The sequence below is a fragment of the Pseudomonas sp. DTU12.3 genome (genome assembly GCF_004124275.1).
Lineage (GTDB): Bacteria > Pseudomonadota > Gammaproteobacteria > Pseudomonadales > Pseudomonadaceae > Aquipseudomonas > Aquipseudomonas helmanticensis.
This window is the reverse complement of sequence record NZ_CP027218.1, coordinates 5,551,667-5,568,781: the sequence shown is the minus strand read 5'-3', so window position 1 is coordinate 5,568,781 and position 17,115 is coordinate 5,551,667. Positions and strand designations below refer to the sequence as shown.

Genomic DNA, 17,115 nt, shown 5'->3' with positions numbered 1-17,115 from the left:
GCTCAGTGATTGCGGGAAAGACGTCCGCAAATACAGAAGCCCGGCCATGCTCGCCGGGCTGTTTTGGTGCTGAGGCTCGTTGTTGTGAATCTGCTCAGTAGGGCACGTTGCGCTGCAGGATATTCAGCTTGAAGTCCAGAACACCTGCACTGCGATTCGAGTTGGTGCGCACGAACGTGCCCACTTTCGCATCGTATTTACTGCGACTTTGTCCTGCGCAGAGCAGAGCACCGCCTCGGGTCTGTATTCTGACGGTGGGGTTATCCGTGTCGATCTCATCGAGGGTGATGATGTTGCCTTTGGCGTTCAGCAAGTTGAACGTGGTCTGATCTCCATCTTCGGTTGAATAAGAATTCAGGAAGTCTTTTTCTTCACGGCTGATGGTTCTGTAGTAATACTCGCCAGGCGTGAAAATGTAGAGGGTGTAATAGTCGTCGAGGCACCGGAAATAAAAGGTCAAGGCATCGGGAGCGACATCGGGCTTGAGGAAAAGATAGTTTGAAACATCTATTTGGTGGGAGAAGGTAAAGACCTCGTAATCCGGACGTGGCGTGCTGATTGCCCTGCCATAGGTCAACTTTGGAAAGTGCGGGTAACCAAAGCGAGTGCTCATGGTTGCAGTAAAGGATTTTTCCTGGTCAGTACTCATTAGTGTCTTCTTTTTAATGCGAATAGATAAGCCGCTTGGCCGCAAGTGGGCGCAAGCATTCAAATGCTTGTGTGGTCAGATTTCATCTGGATCACTGAGGAACGATGCGTTGCGCTCAATGATTCGCAGCGTGAACGGGATGCCGTCGTTATCAGTCCCGGCCAGGTAGCTGTAGGGGGCACCTCGGCGGCGAACGGCGCTGATGTGTCCGGAGTTGCGGGCCTTGAGCCGAACTCGCTGGGTATCACGTCCCATGTCCTCAAGGGTGATGGTTCGATTATCCAGACTCAGTAGGTTGAACGAGGTGGTGTCGCCGCCTGCCGGCAGGAAGGCACCCAGCACGCCGGCGACATCCTTGCTGATGCAATGGCCGGTATGAGTGGCGTGGGAACGGATGTAGAGGTGGTAATAGTCATCGGTGCAGCGGAAGTAAATACTCATCGGCGCAGCATTGTTTACTTCCCCGCGCGGACGGTGCCCCAGTAGATGAGCGTCATTTATTTTGATGGATGCTCCGGTAAAAAAGCCACCCGAAAAGGATTTGTCAAGGCGCAGGATGGGTGTTTCATATAACGCCCCGAGAATATCAAGGTAATGGCGGTCAAGTTCCAGTGTTGCTATAAAGGATTTCTGCCTGTTGGTGCTCATGAACTCTTCCTTGAATTCTGAATGACAGGGTTTTTAGAGTTTGTTAAAAGTCTTCTCTATGAATTTTTAGTTGTTATTGGGGTGTATGTTTGTACCGGTCAAACACTAGCAGCTAAGTTTTGTGGGTGGGGGTGTTTTTATTTAAGTTATTGTTTCAATTTTCAAGCGCAGAAAATGATCAGCCCAGAAGATGGGTTCGATATCGCTTTCCTGCAGACGAAAAAAACCGGCCAATCACTTGGCCGGTTTTTCATGCTGCGGATTAAACGTCGCTATTAAGCGCCGTACACCGGCAGTTTCTTGCAGATGGCTTTGACTTTCTCACGAACGGCGTCGATCACCGCTTCGTTGTTCAGGTCAGCCAGGATGTCGCAGATCCAGCCGGCCAGCTCCTTGCACTCGGCTTGCTTGAAGCCGCGAGTGGTCACAGCCGGGGTACCGAAGCGCAGGCCGGAAGTGACGAACGGCGAGCGTGGATCGTTTGGCACGGAGTTCTTGTTCACGGTGATGAAGGCTTTGCCCAGAGCGGCGTCAGCGTCTTTACCGGAGATGTCCTGCTTGATCAGCGACAGCAGGAACAGGTGGTTCTTGGTACCGCCGGAGACCACGTCGAAACCGCGTTCGATGAACACTTCGGCCATGGCCTGGGCGTTCAGCACCACTTGTTCCTGGTAAGCCTTGAACTCTGGCTGCAGCGCTTCCTTGAAGCAGATCGCTTTAGCGGCGATCACGTGCTCCAGCGGGCCACCCTGGGCGCCAGGGAATACTGCGGAGTTGAGCTTCTTCTCGATGTCGGCGTTGGCGCGCGCCAGGATCAGGCCGCCACGTGGACCGCGCAGGGTCTTGTGGGTGGTGGTGGTCACGACGTCAGCGAAAGGCACCGGGTTCGGGTAAACACCCGCGGCAACCAGACCGGCTACGTGAGCCATGTCGACGAACAGGTAAGCGCCAACCTTGTCAGCGATTTCGCGGAAACGCGGGAAGTCCAGAATCTGCGAGTAGGCAGAGAAACCGGCCACGATCATTTTCGGTTTGTGCTCAACCGCCAGACGCTCGACTTCGTCGTAGTCGATCAGGCCGTTGGCGTCGATGCCGTACTGCACGGCGTTGTACAGCTTGCCCGAGGAGGAAACGCTGGCGCCGTGGGTCAGGTGACCGCCGTGGGCCAGGCTCATGCCCAGAATGGTGTCGCCACCTTGCAGCAGGGCCAGGTAGACAGCGGCGTTGGCTTGCGAACCGGCGTGCGGCTGAACGTTGGCGTAATCGGCGCCGAACAGCTCTTTGGCGCGGTCGATGGCCAGTTGCTCAACGATGTCGACGTACTCGCAACCACCGTAGTAACGCTTGCCTGGGTAGCCTTCAGCGTACTTGTTGGTCAGGACCGAGCCTTGAGCTTCCATCACCGCTGGGCTGGTGTAGTTTTCCGAAGCGATCAGCTCAATGTGTTCTTCCTGGCGCTGAGCTTCTTGCTCCATGGCGGCAAAAAGGTCGGCGTCGTACTTGGCAATAGTCAAATCACGGCTGAACATGGCGGTCCTCAAGGATCGGGGGCAGAAAAGGGGGGCATTCTAACCCAACGGGTTTTGGATGGCATATGAAACGACATCATGTCGCAGACAAGTGGCGTTCATGCGCAGATAGATGGTGATTGTGCCGGCCTGAAAAGATCGCAGCCTTCGGCAGCTCCTACATTATCCGAGGCGCACGCAAATACCGTGACCGACATCAATCCCGGTAGGAGCTGCCGAAGGCTGCGATCTTTTCTTCAGTCGAACATGAAGAGCGCGTCATTGCTGAACTGCGCCTCAAACCGGCTCGCCGGCATCGGCCGCCCGAACAGATACCCCTGAACCTCATCGCACCCATGCTCACGCAAGAAGTCCAGTTGTTCATGGGTTTCCACACCTTCGGCGATTACCGCCAGATTCAGGCTGTGCGCCATGGCGATGATCGCCCGGGCGATCTGCGCGTCCTGCTCACCCGACGGCAAGCCATCGACGAACGTGCGGTCGATCTTCAACACATCGATCGGGAACTGCTTGAGGTAGTTCAGCGATGAATAACCGGTGCCGAAGTCATCGACCGCAATGCTCAGGCCAAGGTTTTTCAAGCCGGCGAGAATCTGCATCGCCTCGCTGACTTCACGCATCAGGATACTTTCGGTCAGCTCCAATTCCAGACACGCCGGCGGCAGACCGGTTTCGCGCAGGATGGTGGCGATCCGCGTGCCGAGCTGGCCATCGGAGAACTGCCGGGCGGAAATGTTCACCGACACCTTCGGCACGCGCACGCGGTTCTGGTGCCAGGTCTTCAACTGGCGACACGCCTCGCTGATTACCCAGTCGCCGACGTCGACCACCAGCCCGAGTTCTTCCAGTACCGGAATGAAATCCCCCGGCGGCACCAGCCCGCGACGCGGATGACGCCAGCGCAACAGTGCTTCGGCACCCGTCAGGCGTTTGCCGTCGCCACTGAATTGCGGTTGGTAATACAAGACGAATTCGTCTTGTTCCAAGGCGTGGCGCAAATCGCTTTCCAGCTCCAGGCGTTCCAGCGCACTGGCGTTCATGTCGGCCTGATAGAACTGGAAATTGTTCTTGCCGCGCTCTTTGGCGTGGTACATCGCGGTGTCGGCGTTCTTCATCAACTGGCTGAGTTCATTGCCGTCCTGCGGGCTCAGGGCAATGCCGATACTCGCGGTGACGAAAAACTCGCGGCCTTCGAGCACGAACGGTCGCACCAGACTGGCGAGGATCTGCTCGGCGACATGAATCGCCCGGTTCAGCGCCAGTTCGCGGCTGGAGCGGTGTTGCAGCAGCAGGGTGAATTCGTCGCCGCCCATGCGCGCCACGGTGTCGTCATCGTCGACGCAGGCCAGCAGGCGCGTGGCCATGTCTTTCAACATGCGGTCGCCGGCAGCGTGGCCGAGGGAGTCGTTGATCGGTTTGAAGCGGTCGAGGTCAAGGAACATCAGCACCACCCACGACTTCTGCCGCTCGGCCGATTGCAGCGCGGTGTGCAGGCGATCCTGGAACAGCGTGCGGTTGGGCAGGTGCGTCAGGGCGTCGTAGTAGGCGAGGCGGTGAATGCGTTGCTCGCTGGCCTTGCGCTCGCTGATGTCGCTGAAGAAGCACACGTAACTGGCCAGGTCGCCCTCGTCATCGAGCACCGCGGTGATGCCGACCCACGCCGGGTAATGCTCGCCGTTACGGCGCTTGAGCCAGACTTCGCCTTCCCAGGTGTTGTGCTGGTGCAGTTGCTTGAGCACGTAACGCAGGTGCGCATCCTGTTGCTCGTCGACGGTGAGCATGTTTGGCAACTGGTCGAGTACTTCGGCCACGGCGTAACCGCTGACCCGGCTGAACGCTTCGTTGGCCTGAACGATATAGCCCGCCGGATCGGTGATCAGGATCGCCGAGGTCGAGTGCTCGAATACCGTCGCCGCCATGCGCAGGTCTTTCTCGGCGCGGCGCTGCTGACTGATATCGCGACCGACACCGAGCACGCCTTCAAATCCGCCATGCTCGTCCCACACCAGCACCAGCCGCAACTCGATCGGGATCTTGCGGCCGTCGGCGCGCAGGCAGTCGAACAGGAACAATTGCGTCTGCACCTGACTGCGCAACAGCGCCAGTTGTTCGGGTTTATCGAGGGCTTTACTGACGCGATCCATCAGCGTGTAGATGCCGCTCAGTTGCTGCGGGTTGGCGATGGTCGACTGCCAGCCGTTCTGGAAAATCCACTCGGCGTCGTAACCGAGCACGGCTTGCACCGACGGGCTGACGTAGTTCAGCGAAAGCTTGCTGTCGGTGGAAAAAATCACGTCGCTGATGCTTTCGGCGAGCATGCGGTAGCGCTGCTCGCTGTCACGCAGGGATTCGCTGGCCTCGATCTGCTCGGTGATGTCCTTGGCCACGCCGATAATCCGCGTGACTTGATCATGCTTGTCCCGCGCCAGCGCCTGTTCGCGGATATCGAAACGCCGCCACTTGCCGTCGCGATGACGGAAGCGCAGCTGGCATTGCAGCAACTGACTGTAACCGGCGTGACGCTGCATCTGCCGCGAGCGATGGTAGTAATCGGCGTCTTCCGGATGCAGGAGGATTTCCCAGAAGTACTCGCCCATCTGATGCAGTTCAGTGCGGTTGTAATCGAGCGTCTGGCCGAGGTGGTGGTTGCTGAAAATCATCCGCTGGCTGATCACGTCCTGTACGTAGAGGTGATCCGGCACGGTGCGCACCACGTCCGACCAGAAACCTTCGCGCTCCAGCAGCGACAACTCGATCAGCTTGCGGCTGGTGATGTCGTTGATGCTGAGGATCACCGCTTTATAGTCGTGCTGCTCGGTCGGCAGGCGCAGCACCATCCACAGGTGCTGGTCGCGGCCATTGATGTCCGGCAGTTTGATTTCCAGCTCCAGTTGGTCCTGTTGCTGCAACACGGCATCGAGGACCTGATTGCCGATGGCGCACTGGCGGTGTGGATGGCCGTCGATCAGCAGTTGCCAGGCATGCTCGCAGGAATTGACGTTGAGCAATTGCAACGCCACCTGATTGACCTCGGTGACGCGCAGTTCCTGGAGCAATTGCTGGCGCTGCTGCGGCTGGTCGAGCCAGGCCTTGAGCTGATCGCTGGTCTGGATCTGGGCCTTGTCGAAAACCTGCTTGAGGCCGGAAAGATCGAGTACGCAGAGGGCGACGCCAGTGCCTTCGAAAATATCCTGATAACGTCGACGACCTTCATGCAACTGGCGCTGGCGGCGGCGCATGTTCAGCAAGGCAATCACCGGCAGCATCGAAAACGCCAGGCCGAGCAGGCATTTGCCGATGAACGCCGGGAGCAATTCTTCGAGCACGCGTTGACGGTCGAACAGGCCACGCAACTGCCAGTCGCTGCTGCTCAGCGGCACGGTCAGCACCGTGTTGGCGAGATCGTCGGGGGTGAGCACGCCTGGTTTGGCCGAAGGCAGTGCCTCATCGCGGCTGATGATCTGGTGATTGTTGCGGTTTTCCACCAGCCACAGCGGACGGGCACCGGTTTCACCCTGCTTGGTCAGCGAGTTGAAAAACGTTGGCGTCAGGCGCAAGGCCCAATAACCGCGAGTGCTGCCGCTGGCCTGATGCAGCAGCAAATGCACCACCGAGCCATCGTCGGCGTTACTGAAGTAGTGCGCTTGGGCGCGGCTGCGCCGGACCAGTTCGCTCAGGTAGTCGGCGTCGGCACTGTCGGCCGCGCTGTCGCTGAGGATCCGCCCGGAAGGGCTGAGCAATGCCATGCTGCGCAGATCCGGCAGCGACTGCTGAAGTTTGCGCAACAGTGCCTGCTGTTCGTCGGCGGTTTGCGGTTGCTCGACGATCGGTAGCAGGTTGAGGGCGATTTGCGCGTTCAGCGCCATGTTCAGGCTGACCTGCGAGGCGAGGTCGGCGGTGTAGTCGATGGTGTACTGGCGCTGGTTCTTCTGGGTTTCGCGCAGTTGATCGAGCAGCTGCCAGAACAGCAATGCCAGCAGCAACAGCACCAGTGTCGCCAGCGCCCCTTTTAATGTTCCGCGCAGGGGCGAGCCGGTCGCCGGATTGGACGCGCTCACAGAAGCTGGCGGAGTGACATTGGACAAGCTGTAATCCTGCGGTCTGGCTGGACTGGCGCGACGTGCACTATAAGCCGGACGCCCAAAGGGCGGCTAGCATGCCTTGAGTTGTGGCGAAGTGCCAGCCCCGCTCGGCTGGACTGCCACCGGTCATTCAGGTAGCTTTGCCGGTTACGCGGGAGCCCAGACACTGTTAAAACTACTGCGCTTGGAAATACTGCGTTGAAAACAGGCTCGGACTGCTCATTTACAACCCGTAAAGTCGAGCGCGACTCCGACCGGTCCTCGCCTGTTTTCGCCTTGTCTTTCCTTCGCTCGTTACGTTTTAACAGTGTCTGGTCCAGCTCCTAGACTCAGACTTTTTCAGCGCGCACGCATTGATAACCATCAAGTGAACGACGCGCATGGTCTGGCCGGGCATCGCCCGCGCTGCAATCATTCATCTGTCACTGACCCAAGGTTCTCCATGGCTCAATACGTCTTCACCATGCATCGGCTGGGCAAAGTTGTTCCGCCGAAGCGGGAAATTCTCAAAAACATTTCGCTGTCCTTCTTCCCCGGCGCCAAGATCGGCGTACTTGGCCTCAACGGTTCGGGTAAGTCCACGCTGCTGAAAATCATGGCTGGCGTCGACACCGAGTTCGAGGGCGAAGCCCGTCCGATGCCGGAACTGAACATCGGTTATCTGCCGCAAGAGCCACAACTTGATCCGACCAAGACCGTGCGTGAAGTGGTCGAGGAAGCGGTCAGCGTGATCAAGAACGCCCAGGCCCGCCTGGACGAGGTCTACGCGGCTTACGCTGAGGAAGATGCCGACTTCGACAAACTGGCTGCTGAACAGGCCAAGCTCGAAGCGATCCTGCAAGCCAGCGACGGTCACAACCTCGATCGTCAACTGGAAGTCGCCGCCGACGCCCTGCGTCTGCCGGCGTGGGACGCCAAGGTCGAATTCCTCTCCGGTGGTGAGAAGCGTCGTGTGGCCCTGTGCCGCCTGCTGCTGTCCGCGCCGGACATGCTGCTGCTCGACGAACCAACCAACCACTTGGACGCTGATTCCGTTGCGTGGCTGGAGCACTTCCTGCACGACTTCCCGGGCACTGTGGTAGCGATCACGCACGACCGTTACTTCCTCGACAACGTCGCCGGCTGGATCCTCGAACTCGACCGCGGCGCGGGCATTCCGTACGAAGGCAACTATTCGGGTTGGCTCGAAGCCAAGTCCGATCGTCTGGCCGCTGAATCCAAGCAGCAGTCGGCGCACGAAAAAGCCATGAAGGAAGAACTGGAGTGGGTGCGCAAAGGCGCGAAAGCCCGCCAGTCGAAATCCAAGGCACGTCTGCAACGCTTCGAAGAAATGCAATCGCAGGAATTCCAGAAGCGCAGCGAAACCAACGAGATCTACATCCCGGCCGGTCCACGTCTGGGCGACAAGGTCATCGAATTCAAGAACGTCACCAAGGGCTACGGCGATCGCGTGTTGATCGACAACCTGTCGTTCTCGATGCCCAAAGGCGCCATCGTCGGCGTGATCGGCGGTAACGGTGCCGGTAAGTCGACCCTGTTCCGCATGCTGATGGGCAAGGAACAACCGGACTCGGGCAGCATCGAAGTCGGCGAAACCGTGCAACTGGCCTGCGTCGATCAGAGCCGCGATGACCTCGATGGCAGCAAGACTGTGTTCCAGCAGATCTCCGACGGTTCCGACCAGATCCGCATCGGCAACTACGAGATCCCGTCGCGCACCTACGTCGGTCGCTTCAACTTCAAGGGCGGCGATCAGCAGAAGTTCGTCAAGGATCTGTCCGGTGGTGAGCGCGGTCGTCTGCACCTGGCGCTGACCCTGAAGGAGGGCGGCAACGTCCTGCTGCTCGACGAACCGTCCAACGACCTCGACGTTGAAACCCTGCGTTCGCTGGAAGAAGCCCTGCTGGACTTCCCGGGCGCTGCGATTGTGATCTCTCACGATCGGTGGTTCCTTGACCGCGTGGCGACACACATCCTCGCGTACGAAGACGACTCGCAAGCGATCTTCTTCGAAGGTAACTACACCGAGTACGAAGCGGATCGCAAAAAGCGTCTCGGCGAAGCGGCTGCCCAGCCACACCGGGTACGTCACAAGAAACTGGCCTGATTGAGGTTGGTTGCATGAAAGAGCGGAGCCTTCGGGCTCCGTTTTTTTTGCTTGGGTTTTTTCAGGTTTACCGAGTCGCGGCCTTCGCGAGCAAGCCCGCTCCCACAGGGGAATGCATTTCAAATGTGGGAGCGGGCTTGCTCGCGAAGGCGGTATCACTGTTAGTGCATTACTCGGGTTTTATCTCACCAATCAGGTGCAATAAAAGTTAAAAAAGCCGGTTTATTTATATCCTGTGCACCATTTAATTTCATATCTGCGACATTTTGCTCTGTTCCTGTGCGCAATTCGTTTGTTACAGTCCGGCTAAATCTCCTCCAACGACAAAAAATTTGCCGAGACTTTTGCCATGATCGAATCCGTCGAATCCTTCCTTGCCCGACTGAAAACACGCGACCCGGATCAGCCTGAATTTCATCAGGCCGTCGAGGAAGTCCTGCGCAGCCTGTGGCCGTTTCTCGAAGCCAATCCGCACTACCTGACATCGGGGATTCTGGAGCGCATTTGCGAGCCGGAGCGCGCGGTGGTGTTTCGCGTGTCGTGGGTCGACGATCAGGGCAAAGTCCAGGTCAATCGCGGTTTCCGCATCCAGATGAACAGCGCCATCGGCCCGTACAAGGGCGGCTTGCGTTTCCATCCGTCGGTGAACATGGGCGTGCTGAAATTCCTCGCCTTCGAACAGACCTTCAAAAACTCCCTGACCTCGTTGCCCATGGGCGGCGGCAAGGGCGGTGCCGACTTCGATCCGAAGGGCAAAAGCGACGCCGAAGTCATGCGTTTCTGCCAGGCGTTCATGAGCGAGTTGTATCGCCACATCGGTGCGGACGTTGACGTACCGGCCGGAGATATCGGCGTCGGTGCGCGCGAGATCGGTTTCCTCTTCGGCCAGTACAAACGCCTGAGCAACCAGTTCACCAGCGTCCTGACCGGCAAAGGCATGACCTACGGCGGCAGCCTGATTCGCCCGGAAGCCACCGGTTTCGGCTGCGTTTATTTCGCTGAAGAAATGCTCAAGCGTCGCGAGCAGACCGTTGAAGGCAAACGCGTGGCGATCTCCGGCTCCGGCAACGTTGCGCAATACGCCGCGCGCAAGGTCATGGATCTGGGCGGCAAGGTGATCTCCCTGTCCGACTCCGAAGGCACGCTGTATTGCGAAGCGGGTTTGACCGAGGAGCAGTGGCTGGCGCTGCTGGAGCTGAAAAACGTCAAGCGTGGACGCATCAGTGAACTGGCAAGCGCATTCGGTCTGGAGTTCCGCGCCGGTCAACTGCCGTGGTCGTTGCCCTGCGACATCGCGCTGCCGTGCGCGACACAGAACGAACTCGACGCCGAAGCCGCGCACGCGCTGCTGCGCAATGGCTGCGTGTGTGTGGCAGAAGGTGCGAACATGCCGACCACGCTGGCGGCTGTGGATATCTTTATCGAGGCCGGCATTCTCTTCGCTCCGGGCAAGGCGTCCAACGCTGGCGGCGTCGCGGTGAGCGGTCTGGAAATGTCACAGAACGCCATGCGTCTGCTGTGGACCGCGGGCGAGGTCGACAGCAAGCTGCACGCGATCATGCAGTCGATCCACCATGCTTGCGTGCATTACGGCGAAGAGAACGGGCGGATCAACTACGTCAAAGGCGCGAACATTGCCGGCTTCGTCAAAGTCGCCGATGCCATGTTGGCGCAAGGCGTGGTTTAAGCCGGCTGGATGCGGATCACTTCGATGACTTGATCACCGGCGGGGCGTTGCCACAGCACTTCATCATTGAGCTGGGCACCGAGCAGGGCGCGGCCCAGTGGTGAGCCCCAATTGATCAGGCCCTTGCCCGCATCGGCCTGATCTTCGCCGACCAGTTGCACGCGGCGCTCGGTGTCGTGTTCGTCGGCGTAGGTGACCCAGCTGCCGATCTGCACTTTGTCGGTGGACGTTGCCGGCACCGCCACTTGTGCACTGCTCAGGCGCTGATTGAAATAACGCAGATCCCTTTCCAGATCAGCCAGGCGTTGCTTGTCGGCCTGCTCACCTTTGGCCGTTTGCTCGGCATGCAGGGTTTGCAGTTCGGCGACTTTCGCCTGCAACTGCGCAAGCCCCTGTGGCGTGACGTAATTGGGTTGCGCGCTGACCTGCCGTTCGACCGGCTGATCGGCTTGCGCGGCGGCGTTGTCTTCGTTGACGAATGCGCGGCTCATGCTGTCCTCCCCGTATGAGGTTTGGGCCATGTTCGCAGGCATTTGGTTTCACTGGATGTCTGCAAGCGACCTATGGCGAGCGATAAGCCCGCCCGGCGTCCTGATCTTTCTGTTGCTGCCAGGCGCGTTCGCGTTCGTCCCAGTGTTCGTTGCGATAGTCGTCGCGATCCTTGTTTTCGAGCATCGCCTGACACTGGCGAAAGCCGTCGGTCCAGCCTTCGGCGTATTGCTTGTCCTTGAGATAACGCGGCACGTTCTTGCGAAATTCGCCGCTGATCGATCCGGCAGCCTGACGACCGCTGACGCAACCGTCATCGAAACCGTCGGCGAAGGCCGGTGGATAACCTTTGGCGATCAAGTCTTCGTGAGTCGACTGGCAACCGCCCAGCAGCAACAAAACGCACAGCAATCCCACACACCGCCACATCGCACTCTCCCGCGCCGGTTCTCGGCTTATGGGGAAAGTCTAGAAGGGGATTCGTTGGTGGGGTGTGAAAGAAAGATCAAAAGATCGCAGCCTTCGGCAGCTCCTACATGAGCGCGCGATCCCTGTAGGAGCTGCCGCAGGCTGCGATCTTTTAATAGTGATACCACTTCACTTCGAGCATGACTTCCGTTTCCGGCGTGGCGATGTGGCTGAACTCGCGTTGTGCACTCAGGCGCAGGCCAAGATTACGCGACAATTCCCACTGCTGATTCAGGCTCAGGCTACGGCGCACTTCGCCGTTGAAGAAATAATCACCCTTGGCTTCCAGGCTGAGATTGCCCAGCGGGTTTTTCCACAGCACCCCGGTATTGAAGCCGCCGGCCGGGGACACAAACGCGGCGAAGTCATTGTTGTGCTCGACCCGCACCGTGCCGAGGGCAAAACCCAGCACATCGTCGCCCAACGCCCACGTACCACCGCCGCCACCGTTGACGTGGCTGACCAGCGTTTCGTCATCATGCTTGCCCGGTACCCGCTCCAGGCCACCGGTGACCTGCCATGACAACGGCTGCAACAACTCATTGCGCGGCGTCAGCGAACGAATCGTCGCCAGATCCAGTTGCTGGAACTGCCAGTGATTACCCTCGTACTGACGCAGCTTCATCTGCAGGATTTCGATCTGCGCGCCGAGCGGGAAGCTTTCGGCGTTGTCGTTGAGATCGTGATAAGCCATGCGCAAACCATACTCACCGAACGCACGATCGCCACGGGTGCCGAGTCCGGCCTGCCAGGTGCGCGATTCGTGGCCATCTTCGGGCAGGCCCGGTTGCGGAATTGCCAGCTCGGGTGCCGGGTTCTTGTTGATCGCCCGCAACAGTTCGAAACTGCGCTGGGCCCGTTGCGGATCACGCTCCTGACCATTGGCGCGGTAGCGCTCCAGACGATACGCAGCGTCGATGATCAACGCCTGGCGATCGCGGGGCAGGGCTTTGAACGCCGGGTCCTGCAATTGCTGTTGATCGGCGCTGACTTTCAGCACCCATTGTTGTTCTTCATCGCTGAGCGGCTCGGCGCGGCTGAGCAGCTCACGCTCGCGGGACGGGCGGTATTCGATACTTTCCACCAGCCCGGCTTCTTTCACCGCTTTGACGGTGTCGGTGGGGATTGCGGTCAGCGGGAATTGTTCGGTCAGGCGCAGGCTCGGCCGCGCCACTTGCAGCAACTCGAGCAAGCGGTAAGAGCAGTTTTCATCAAAGAAGAAATAGTCGAACTGGATCTGCTTCAGCTCCCACACATGTTCGACCATGCGTGCGGTTTCTTCCTGGGTCAGATTGAGTCGGTATTCCCACAGGTCGCGGTTTTCCAGGCTGCGGTACTCAGAGAGTTTCTCTTGGTACGGCACCAGCGCGAACAGGCCGGGATAGCCGCCCATCAAGCCTTTCCAAGCGTAAAGAATGCTGTTGTCGGAACCTTCGATGTAGGCGCCGAAGTTGATTGCGTAACTGAGCAGTGAAGTCTTGTCGGCCTGCACGTCGGCCTGATCGATGCGCAGCAGGGTGTGACCGAACATCGATGACGGGCTGTTCAAATACGCCGCGGGGAAGATCATCACCGCGCTGTGCGGCGAGACGTCCTTGAACCACTTTTTGTACTCGGCGCACTCGGGCGTCGGCAGATCGCTGAGCTTGAGCTGCGCTTTCAGCCAGCGGGTGCGTGCAGGATAAACGCACTGTGCGTGTTGCTCGCCAAGACTGGCCGGGGCGTACAGCGCTTGCACGGTGGCTGCCAGTTCATGGTCGGGATGTTCATTGCCATCGGGGGCGAGAAAGAACTTCTTGTCGCTGACATAGCTGCGCCAGCCGCCGAGCTTGGCGGTTTCGTAGTGACCGAGGGAAATCCAGAAGCGGTCGTTGGCCAGTTGCTGCAAACGTTGAGGGTCGATATGTGGCGCGGCGGACAGCGGGGCGCAGACACAGAGCGCCAGCCAGGCAAGGCGTTTGAGCATAAGTGGCAACTTAAGTCGAAAGAAAATAAAGATCCTGCGCAGAATGCCATGCCCTGTCGGACACTAAAACTGTAGGAGCTGTCGAGTGCAACGAGGCTGCGATCTTTGTTTTTCAAAGATTAAAAAAGATCAAAAGATCGCAGCCTCGTTGCACTCGACAGCTCCTACAGTCATGCATTTGGCATTGCCCAGGGAGCGGCAGCCCAAAAAACAAAACCCGCTTCCCGAAAGAAGCGGGTGGGGGTCGAGCTTAAGCCTGAGTAGCGTACTTGGTCAGACGAGGATCCGATTTCAGTACGGCCAGGGTGTTGGTATGCACGTCTTCAGCGGTCACGTCAGCCTTGCTGAAGATCTGCTGGAAGTGCTCGTGAGTCACAGCAGCGAAATGCGCGCGATCTTCCGGCGCCACGCCCAGTACCACGGCATAAGTCGTCAGCGCTTCGCCGTTGCCTTTGGCCATGTCTTCGGACAGCTCGTTCATCATGCCATTCATGGCAAACCAGGATTTGCCGCCGTAGGTCAGCGACGCGTTGGTCGAGCAACCGTTGGTGCCGGAAGTCATACCAAACGTAGCGTTACCGGAAGTGCCGTTGGTGGTGGAAGCGAGGAAGTGCGCCGGGGTGCCACGCTGACCTTCGAACAGCATGTTGCCCCAACCGCAATCCGGGCCGCCTGGAGCTTGCGCCATTGCGTTGATGGATACAGCGGTGAAGAGAGTACCGAGAAGAATCCGTTTCATAGCTTTGTTCTCTTTATGTGCATACCAATGGACAGGGTTCTGGCCCCCCAAGCTCTGTACGAGACAGACCCAAACGAAGCCAGTGGGCCGGTATTAGTTCCAGCCGCGCAGTTTGGAGTTTAGGCACGTTCCCGGGGTTCCGTGATTTTTTACAAAAGATTTGCTCATGACCCCGGTTTCCGGGGGGCTGCGGCGTAGCGGGGCGGTTGTCTATGCTTTGTCACATGGCGCGCCTTGCCAGTGGGGCACGGGCAGCGCCAGAATGCCGCTATCTGCCCCGCCTGATTGTTAAGGAAGCCCGATGCCTGATCCTGTTGCTGCCAGCTTGCGTCTCGCGCCCGAAGCGCTGACCCGTCCGTTTTCCGCTGAACAGTTCAGCTTCACTACCACCAATGATCTGGAGCCCTTTCGCGGTGTGCTCGGCCAGGAACGCGCGGTCGAAGCCTTGCAGTTCGGTGTGGCGATGCCACGCCCCGGTTACAACGTCTTCGTCATGGGCGAGCCCGGCACCGGCCGCTTCTCGTTCGTCAAACGTTACCTGAAGGCCGAAGGCAAACGCCTGCAGACCCCGGCGGACTGGGTCTACGTCAACAATTTCGATGAACCGCGTGAACCGCGTGCGCTGGAATTGCCTTCGGGCACGGCCACCTCGTTCACGGCTGACATCAACGGCTTGATCGACAACCTGCTGGCGACGTTTCCGGCGGTGTTCGAGCATCCGTCCTATCAGCAGAAAAAAAGCGCCATCGACCGCGCCTTCAACCAGCGCTACGACAAGGCCCTCGACATCATCGAACGCCTGGCGCTGGAAAAAGACGTCGCCCTGTACCGCGACAGTAGCAACATTGCCTTCACGCCGATGCTCGATGGCAAGGCGCTGGACGAAGCCGAATTCGCCCAACTGCCGGAAGCTGATCGTGAGCGTTTCCACGAGGACATCTCCGGTCTCGAAGAGCGCCTGAACGAAGAACTCGCGAGCCTGCCGCAGTGGAAGCGCGAATCGAACAATCAATTGCGTTCGCTCAACGAAGAAACCATCACCCTGGCCTTGCAGCCGCTGCTGTCGCCGTTGTCCGAGAAGTACGCGGAAAACGCTGCGGTCTGCGGTTATCTGCAAGCGATGCAGGTGTACCTGCTGAAAACCGTGGTCGAGCAACTGGTCGACGACAGCAAGACCGACGCTGTCGCGCGCAAACTGCTCGAAGAGCAATACGCGCCAAGCCTGGTCGTCGGTCACCCGGCCAGCGGCGGTGCGCCGGTGGTGTTCGAGCCGCACCCGACTTACGAAAACCTCTTCGGCCGCATCGAATACACCACCGATCAGGGCGCGCTGTACACCACCTATCGCCAGTTGCGTCCGGGTGCCTTGCACCGCGCCAACGGCGGTTTCCTGATTCTTGAAGCGGAAAAAATGCTCAGCGAGCCGTTCGTGTGGGATGCGCTCAAGCGCGCCCTGCAATCGCGCAAGCTGAAAATGGAATCGCCGCTGGGCGAGATGGGCCGTTTCGCCACCGTAACGCTCAACCCGCAGCACATTCCGTTGCAGGTCAAAGTCATTATCATCGGTGCGCGGCAGCTGTATTACACGCTGCAAGATCTCGATCCGGACTTCCAGGAAATGTTCCGCGTGCTGGTCGACTTCGACGAAGACATCCCGATGGTCGACGAGAGTCTCGAGCAGTTCGCCCAATTGCTGAAAACCCGTACCTCGGAAGAAGGCATGGCACCGCTGACCGCCGATGCGGTGGCGCGTCTGGCCACATACAGCGCACGTTTGGCCGAGCATCAGGGGCGTCTGTCGGCGCGTATCGGCGATCTGTTCCAGTTGGTCAGCGAAGCGGACTTCATCCGTCATCTGGCCGGCGATGAAAGAACCGACGCCGGGCACATTGAACGTGCATTGAAAGCCAAAGCCACCCGCACCGGGCGTGTTTCGGCGCGGATTCTCGACGACATGCTCGCCGGGATCATCCTGATCGATACCGATGGCGCCGCAGTCGGCAAGTGCAACGGCCTGACCGTGCTCGAAGTTGGCGACTCGGCGTTCGGTGTGCCGGCGCGGATTTCCGCCACGGTGTACCCGGGCGGTAGCGGCATCGTCGACATCGAGCGCGAGGTCAACCTCGGTCAGCCGATCCACTCCAAAGGCGTGATGATCCTCACCGGGTATCTGGGCAGCCGTTACGCCCAGGAATTCCCGTTGGCGATTTCCGCGAGCATCGCGCTGGAGCAATCCTACGGTTACGTCGACGGCGACAGTGCGTCGCTGGGTGAGGCCTGCACGCTGATTTCGGCGCTGTCGAAAACGCCATTGAAGCAGTGCTTTGCAATTACCGGTTCGATCAACCAGTTCGGCGAAGTGCAGGCGGTGGGCGGGGTCAACGAGAAGATCGAAGGCTTCTTCCGTCTCTGCGAAGCGCGCGGACTGACCGGTGAGCAGGGCGCGATCATTCCGCAGGCCAACGTGGCCACGTTGATGCTGGATGAGAAGGTCCTGGCAGCGGTGCGTGCCGGGCAGTTCCACGTTTACGCGGTGCGTCAGGCTGATGAGGCGTTGAGCTTGCTGGTTGGCGAGCCGGCGGGTGAGCCGAATGCCGACGGTGAATTCCCGGAAGGCAGCATCAACGCGCGGGTAGTGGAGCGCTTGCGCGACATCGCTGAAATGATCAGCGAGGAAGACCTCAAGGAAGCGGAAAAGGAACTGGCCCAGGAGGCTCTGGCCGAAGCCAAACCGGCGTGATTTGACGCAAA

Annotated in this window: 12 protein-coding genes; 4 read left to right on the top strand and 8 right to left on the bottom strand. The window is 59.0% G+C overall.

The annotated features are described in order from the left end of the window. Positions 1-94: 94 nt before the first annotated feature. On the bottom strand, positions 95-649 hold the full coding sequence (locus tag C2E19_RS25550) for a hypothetical protein (protein WP_129395598.1): 555 nt from the start codon (positions 647-649) through the stop codon (positions 95-97). A 75-nt stretch (positions 650-724) separates the two neighbouring features. Next, positions 725-1,297 (bottom strand): hypothetical protein, encoded by a 573-nt coding sequence (locus C2E19_RS25545; protein WP_129395597.1) that lies wholly within the window; start codon positions 1,295-1,297, stop codon positions 725-727. A gap of 21 nt (positions 1,298-1,318) precedes the next feature. Between C2E19_RS25545 and C2E19_RS25540 the strand changes: the two genes are divergently transcribed. Beyond that, complete coding sequence (locus C2E19_RS25540) at positions 1,319-1,576, top strand: hypothetical protein (RefSeq protein ID WP_129395596.1); 258 nt, start codon at positions 1,319-1,321, stop codon at positions 1,574-1,576. Here C2E19_RS25540 and glyA read toward each other — a convergent pair. Further along, positions 1,573-2,826, bottom strand: a complete 1,254-nt coding sequence (gene glyA, locus C2E19_RS25535) for a serine hydroxymethyltransferase (protein WP_129395595.1) — start codon at positions 2,824-2,826, stop codon at positions 1,573-1,575. The two genes, C2E19_RS25540 and glyA, sit on opposite strands and share 4 nt — an antisense overlap. A gap of 236 nt (positions 2,827-3,062) precedes the next feature. After that, entirely contained in the window at positions 3,063-6,911 is a 3,849-nt protein-coding gene (gene morA / locus C2E19_RS25530; RefSeq protein ID WP_129395594.1) for a cyclic di-GMP receptor MorA, read from the bottom strand. Between the two features lie 439 nt (positions 6,912-7,350). Here morA and ettA point away from each other — a divergent pair, with 439 nt between their 5' ends. Both ettA and gdhA read left to right on the top strand, forming a co-directional pair. Continuing rightward, entirely contained in the window at positions 7,351-9,015 is a 1,665-nt protein-coding gene (gene ettA / locus C2E19_RS25525; protein WP_008078577.1) for an energy-dependent translational throttle protein EttA, read from the top strand. A gap of 349 nt (positions 9,016-9,364) precedes the next feature. After that, complete coding sequence (gene gdhA / locus C2E19_RS25520) at positions 9,365-10,702, top strand: NADP-specific glutamate dehydrogenase (RefSeq protein ID WP_129395593.1); 1,338 nt, start codon at positions 9,365-9,367, stop codon at positions 10,700-10,702. Here gdhA and C2E19_RS25515 read toward each other — a convergent pair. The 4 genes from C2E19_RS25515 to C2E19_RS25500 all read right to left on the bottom strand — a co-directional run bounded on the left by C2E19_RS25515 (position 10,699) and on the right by C2E19_RS25500 (position 14,364). Continuing rightward, the gene (locus tag C2E19_RS25515) at positions 10,699-11,193 is read right to left on the bottom strand and encodes a GreA/GreB family elongation factor (protein ID WP_129395592.1); all 495 of its coding nucleotides are present in this window, start codon (positions 11,191-11,193) and stop codon (positions 10,699-10,701) included. The two genes, gdhA and C2E19_RS25515, sit on opposite strands and share 4 nt — an antisense overlap. A gap of 70 nt (positions 11,194-11,263) precedes the next feature. Further along, complete coding sequence (locus tag C2E19_RS25510; protein ID WP_129395591.1) at positions 11,264-11,620, bottom strand: hypothetical protein; 357 nt, start codon at positions 11,618-11,620, stop codon at positions 11,264-11,266. Between the two features lie 151 nt (positions 11,621-11,771). Continuing rightward, entirely contained in the window at positions 11,772-13,625 is a 1,854-nt protein-coding gene (locus C2E19_RS25505; RefSeq protein WP_129395590.1) for a DUF4105 domain-containing protein, read from the bottom strand. Between the two features lie 250 nt (positions 13,626-13,875). Then, positions 13,876-14,364, bottom strand: a complete 489-nt coding sequence (locus tag C2E19_RS25500; RefSeq protein WP_129395589.1) for a DUF3015 domain-containing protein — start codon at positions 14,362-14,364, stop codon at positions 13,876-13,878. Positions 14,365-14,665: 301 nt separating this feature from the next. Between C2E19_RS25500 and C2E19_RS25495 the strand changes: the two genes are divergently transcribed. Then, entirely contained in the window at positions 14,666-17,104 is a 2,439-nt protein-coding gene (locus C2E19_RS25495) for a Lon protease family protein (protein WP_129395588.1), read from the top strand. Positions 17,105-17,115 lie beyond the last annotated feature (11 nt).

Bases quoted from the DNA above. Each gene is read 5' to 3' on its own strand.
- C2E19_RS25540 (WP_129395596.1), top strand. From the start codon at position 1,319: ATGACAGGGTTTTTAGAGTTTGTTAAAAGTCTTCTCTATGAATTTTTA.
- glyA (WP_129395595.1), bottom strand. From the start codon at position 2,826: ATGTTCAGCCGTGATTTGACTATTGCCAAGTACGACGCCGACCTTTTT.
- gdhA (WP_129395593.1), top strand. From the start codon at position 9,365: ATGATCGAATCCGTCGAATCCTTCCTTGCCCGACTGAAAACACGCGAC.
- C2E19_RS25510 (WP_129395591.1), bottom strand. From the start codon at position 11,620: ATGTGGCGGTGTGTGGGATTGCTGTGCGTTTTGTTGCTGCTGGGCGGT.
- ettA (WP_008078577.1), top strand. From the start codon at position 7,351: ATGGCTCAATACGTCTTCACCATGCATCGGCTGGGCAAAGTTGTTCCG.
- C2E19_RS25495 (WP_129395588.1), top strand. From the start codon at position 14,666: ATGCCTGATCCTGTTGCTGCCAGCTTGCGTCTCGCGCCCGAAGCGCTG.
- C2E19_RS25515 (WP_129395592.1), bottom strand. From the start codon at position 11,193: ATGAGCCGCGCATTCGTCAACGAAGACAACGCCGCCGCGCAAGCCGAT.
- C2E19_RS25545 (WP_129395597.1), bottom strand. From the start codon at position 1,297: ATGAGCACCAACAGGCAGAAATCCTTTATAGCAACACTGGAACTTGAC.
- C2E19_RS25505 (WP_129395590.1), bottom strand. From the start codon at position 13,625: ATGCTCAAACGCCTTGCCTGGCTGGCGCTCTGTGTCTGCGCCCCGCTG.
- C2E19_RS25500 (WP_129395589.1), bottom strand. From the start codon at position 14,364: ATGAAACGGATTCTTCTCGGTACTCTCTTCACCGCTGTATCCATCAAC.
- C2E19_RS25550 (WP_129395598.1), bottom strand. From the start codon at position 649: ATGAGTACTGACCAGGAAAAATCCTTTACTGCAACCATGAGCACTCGC.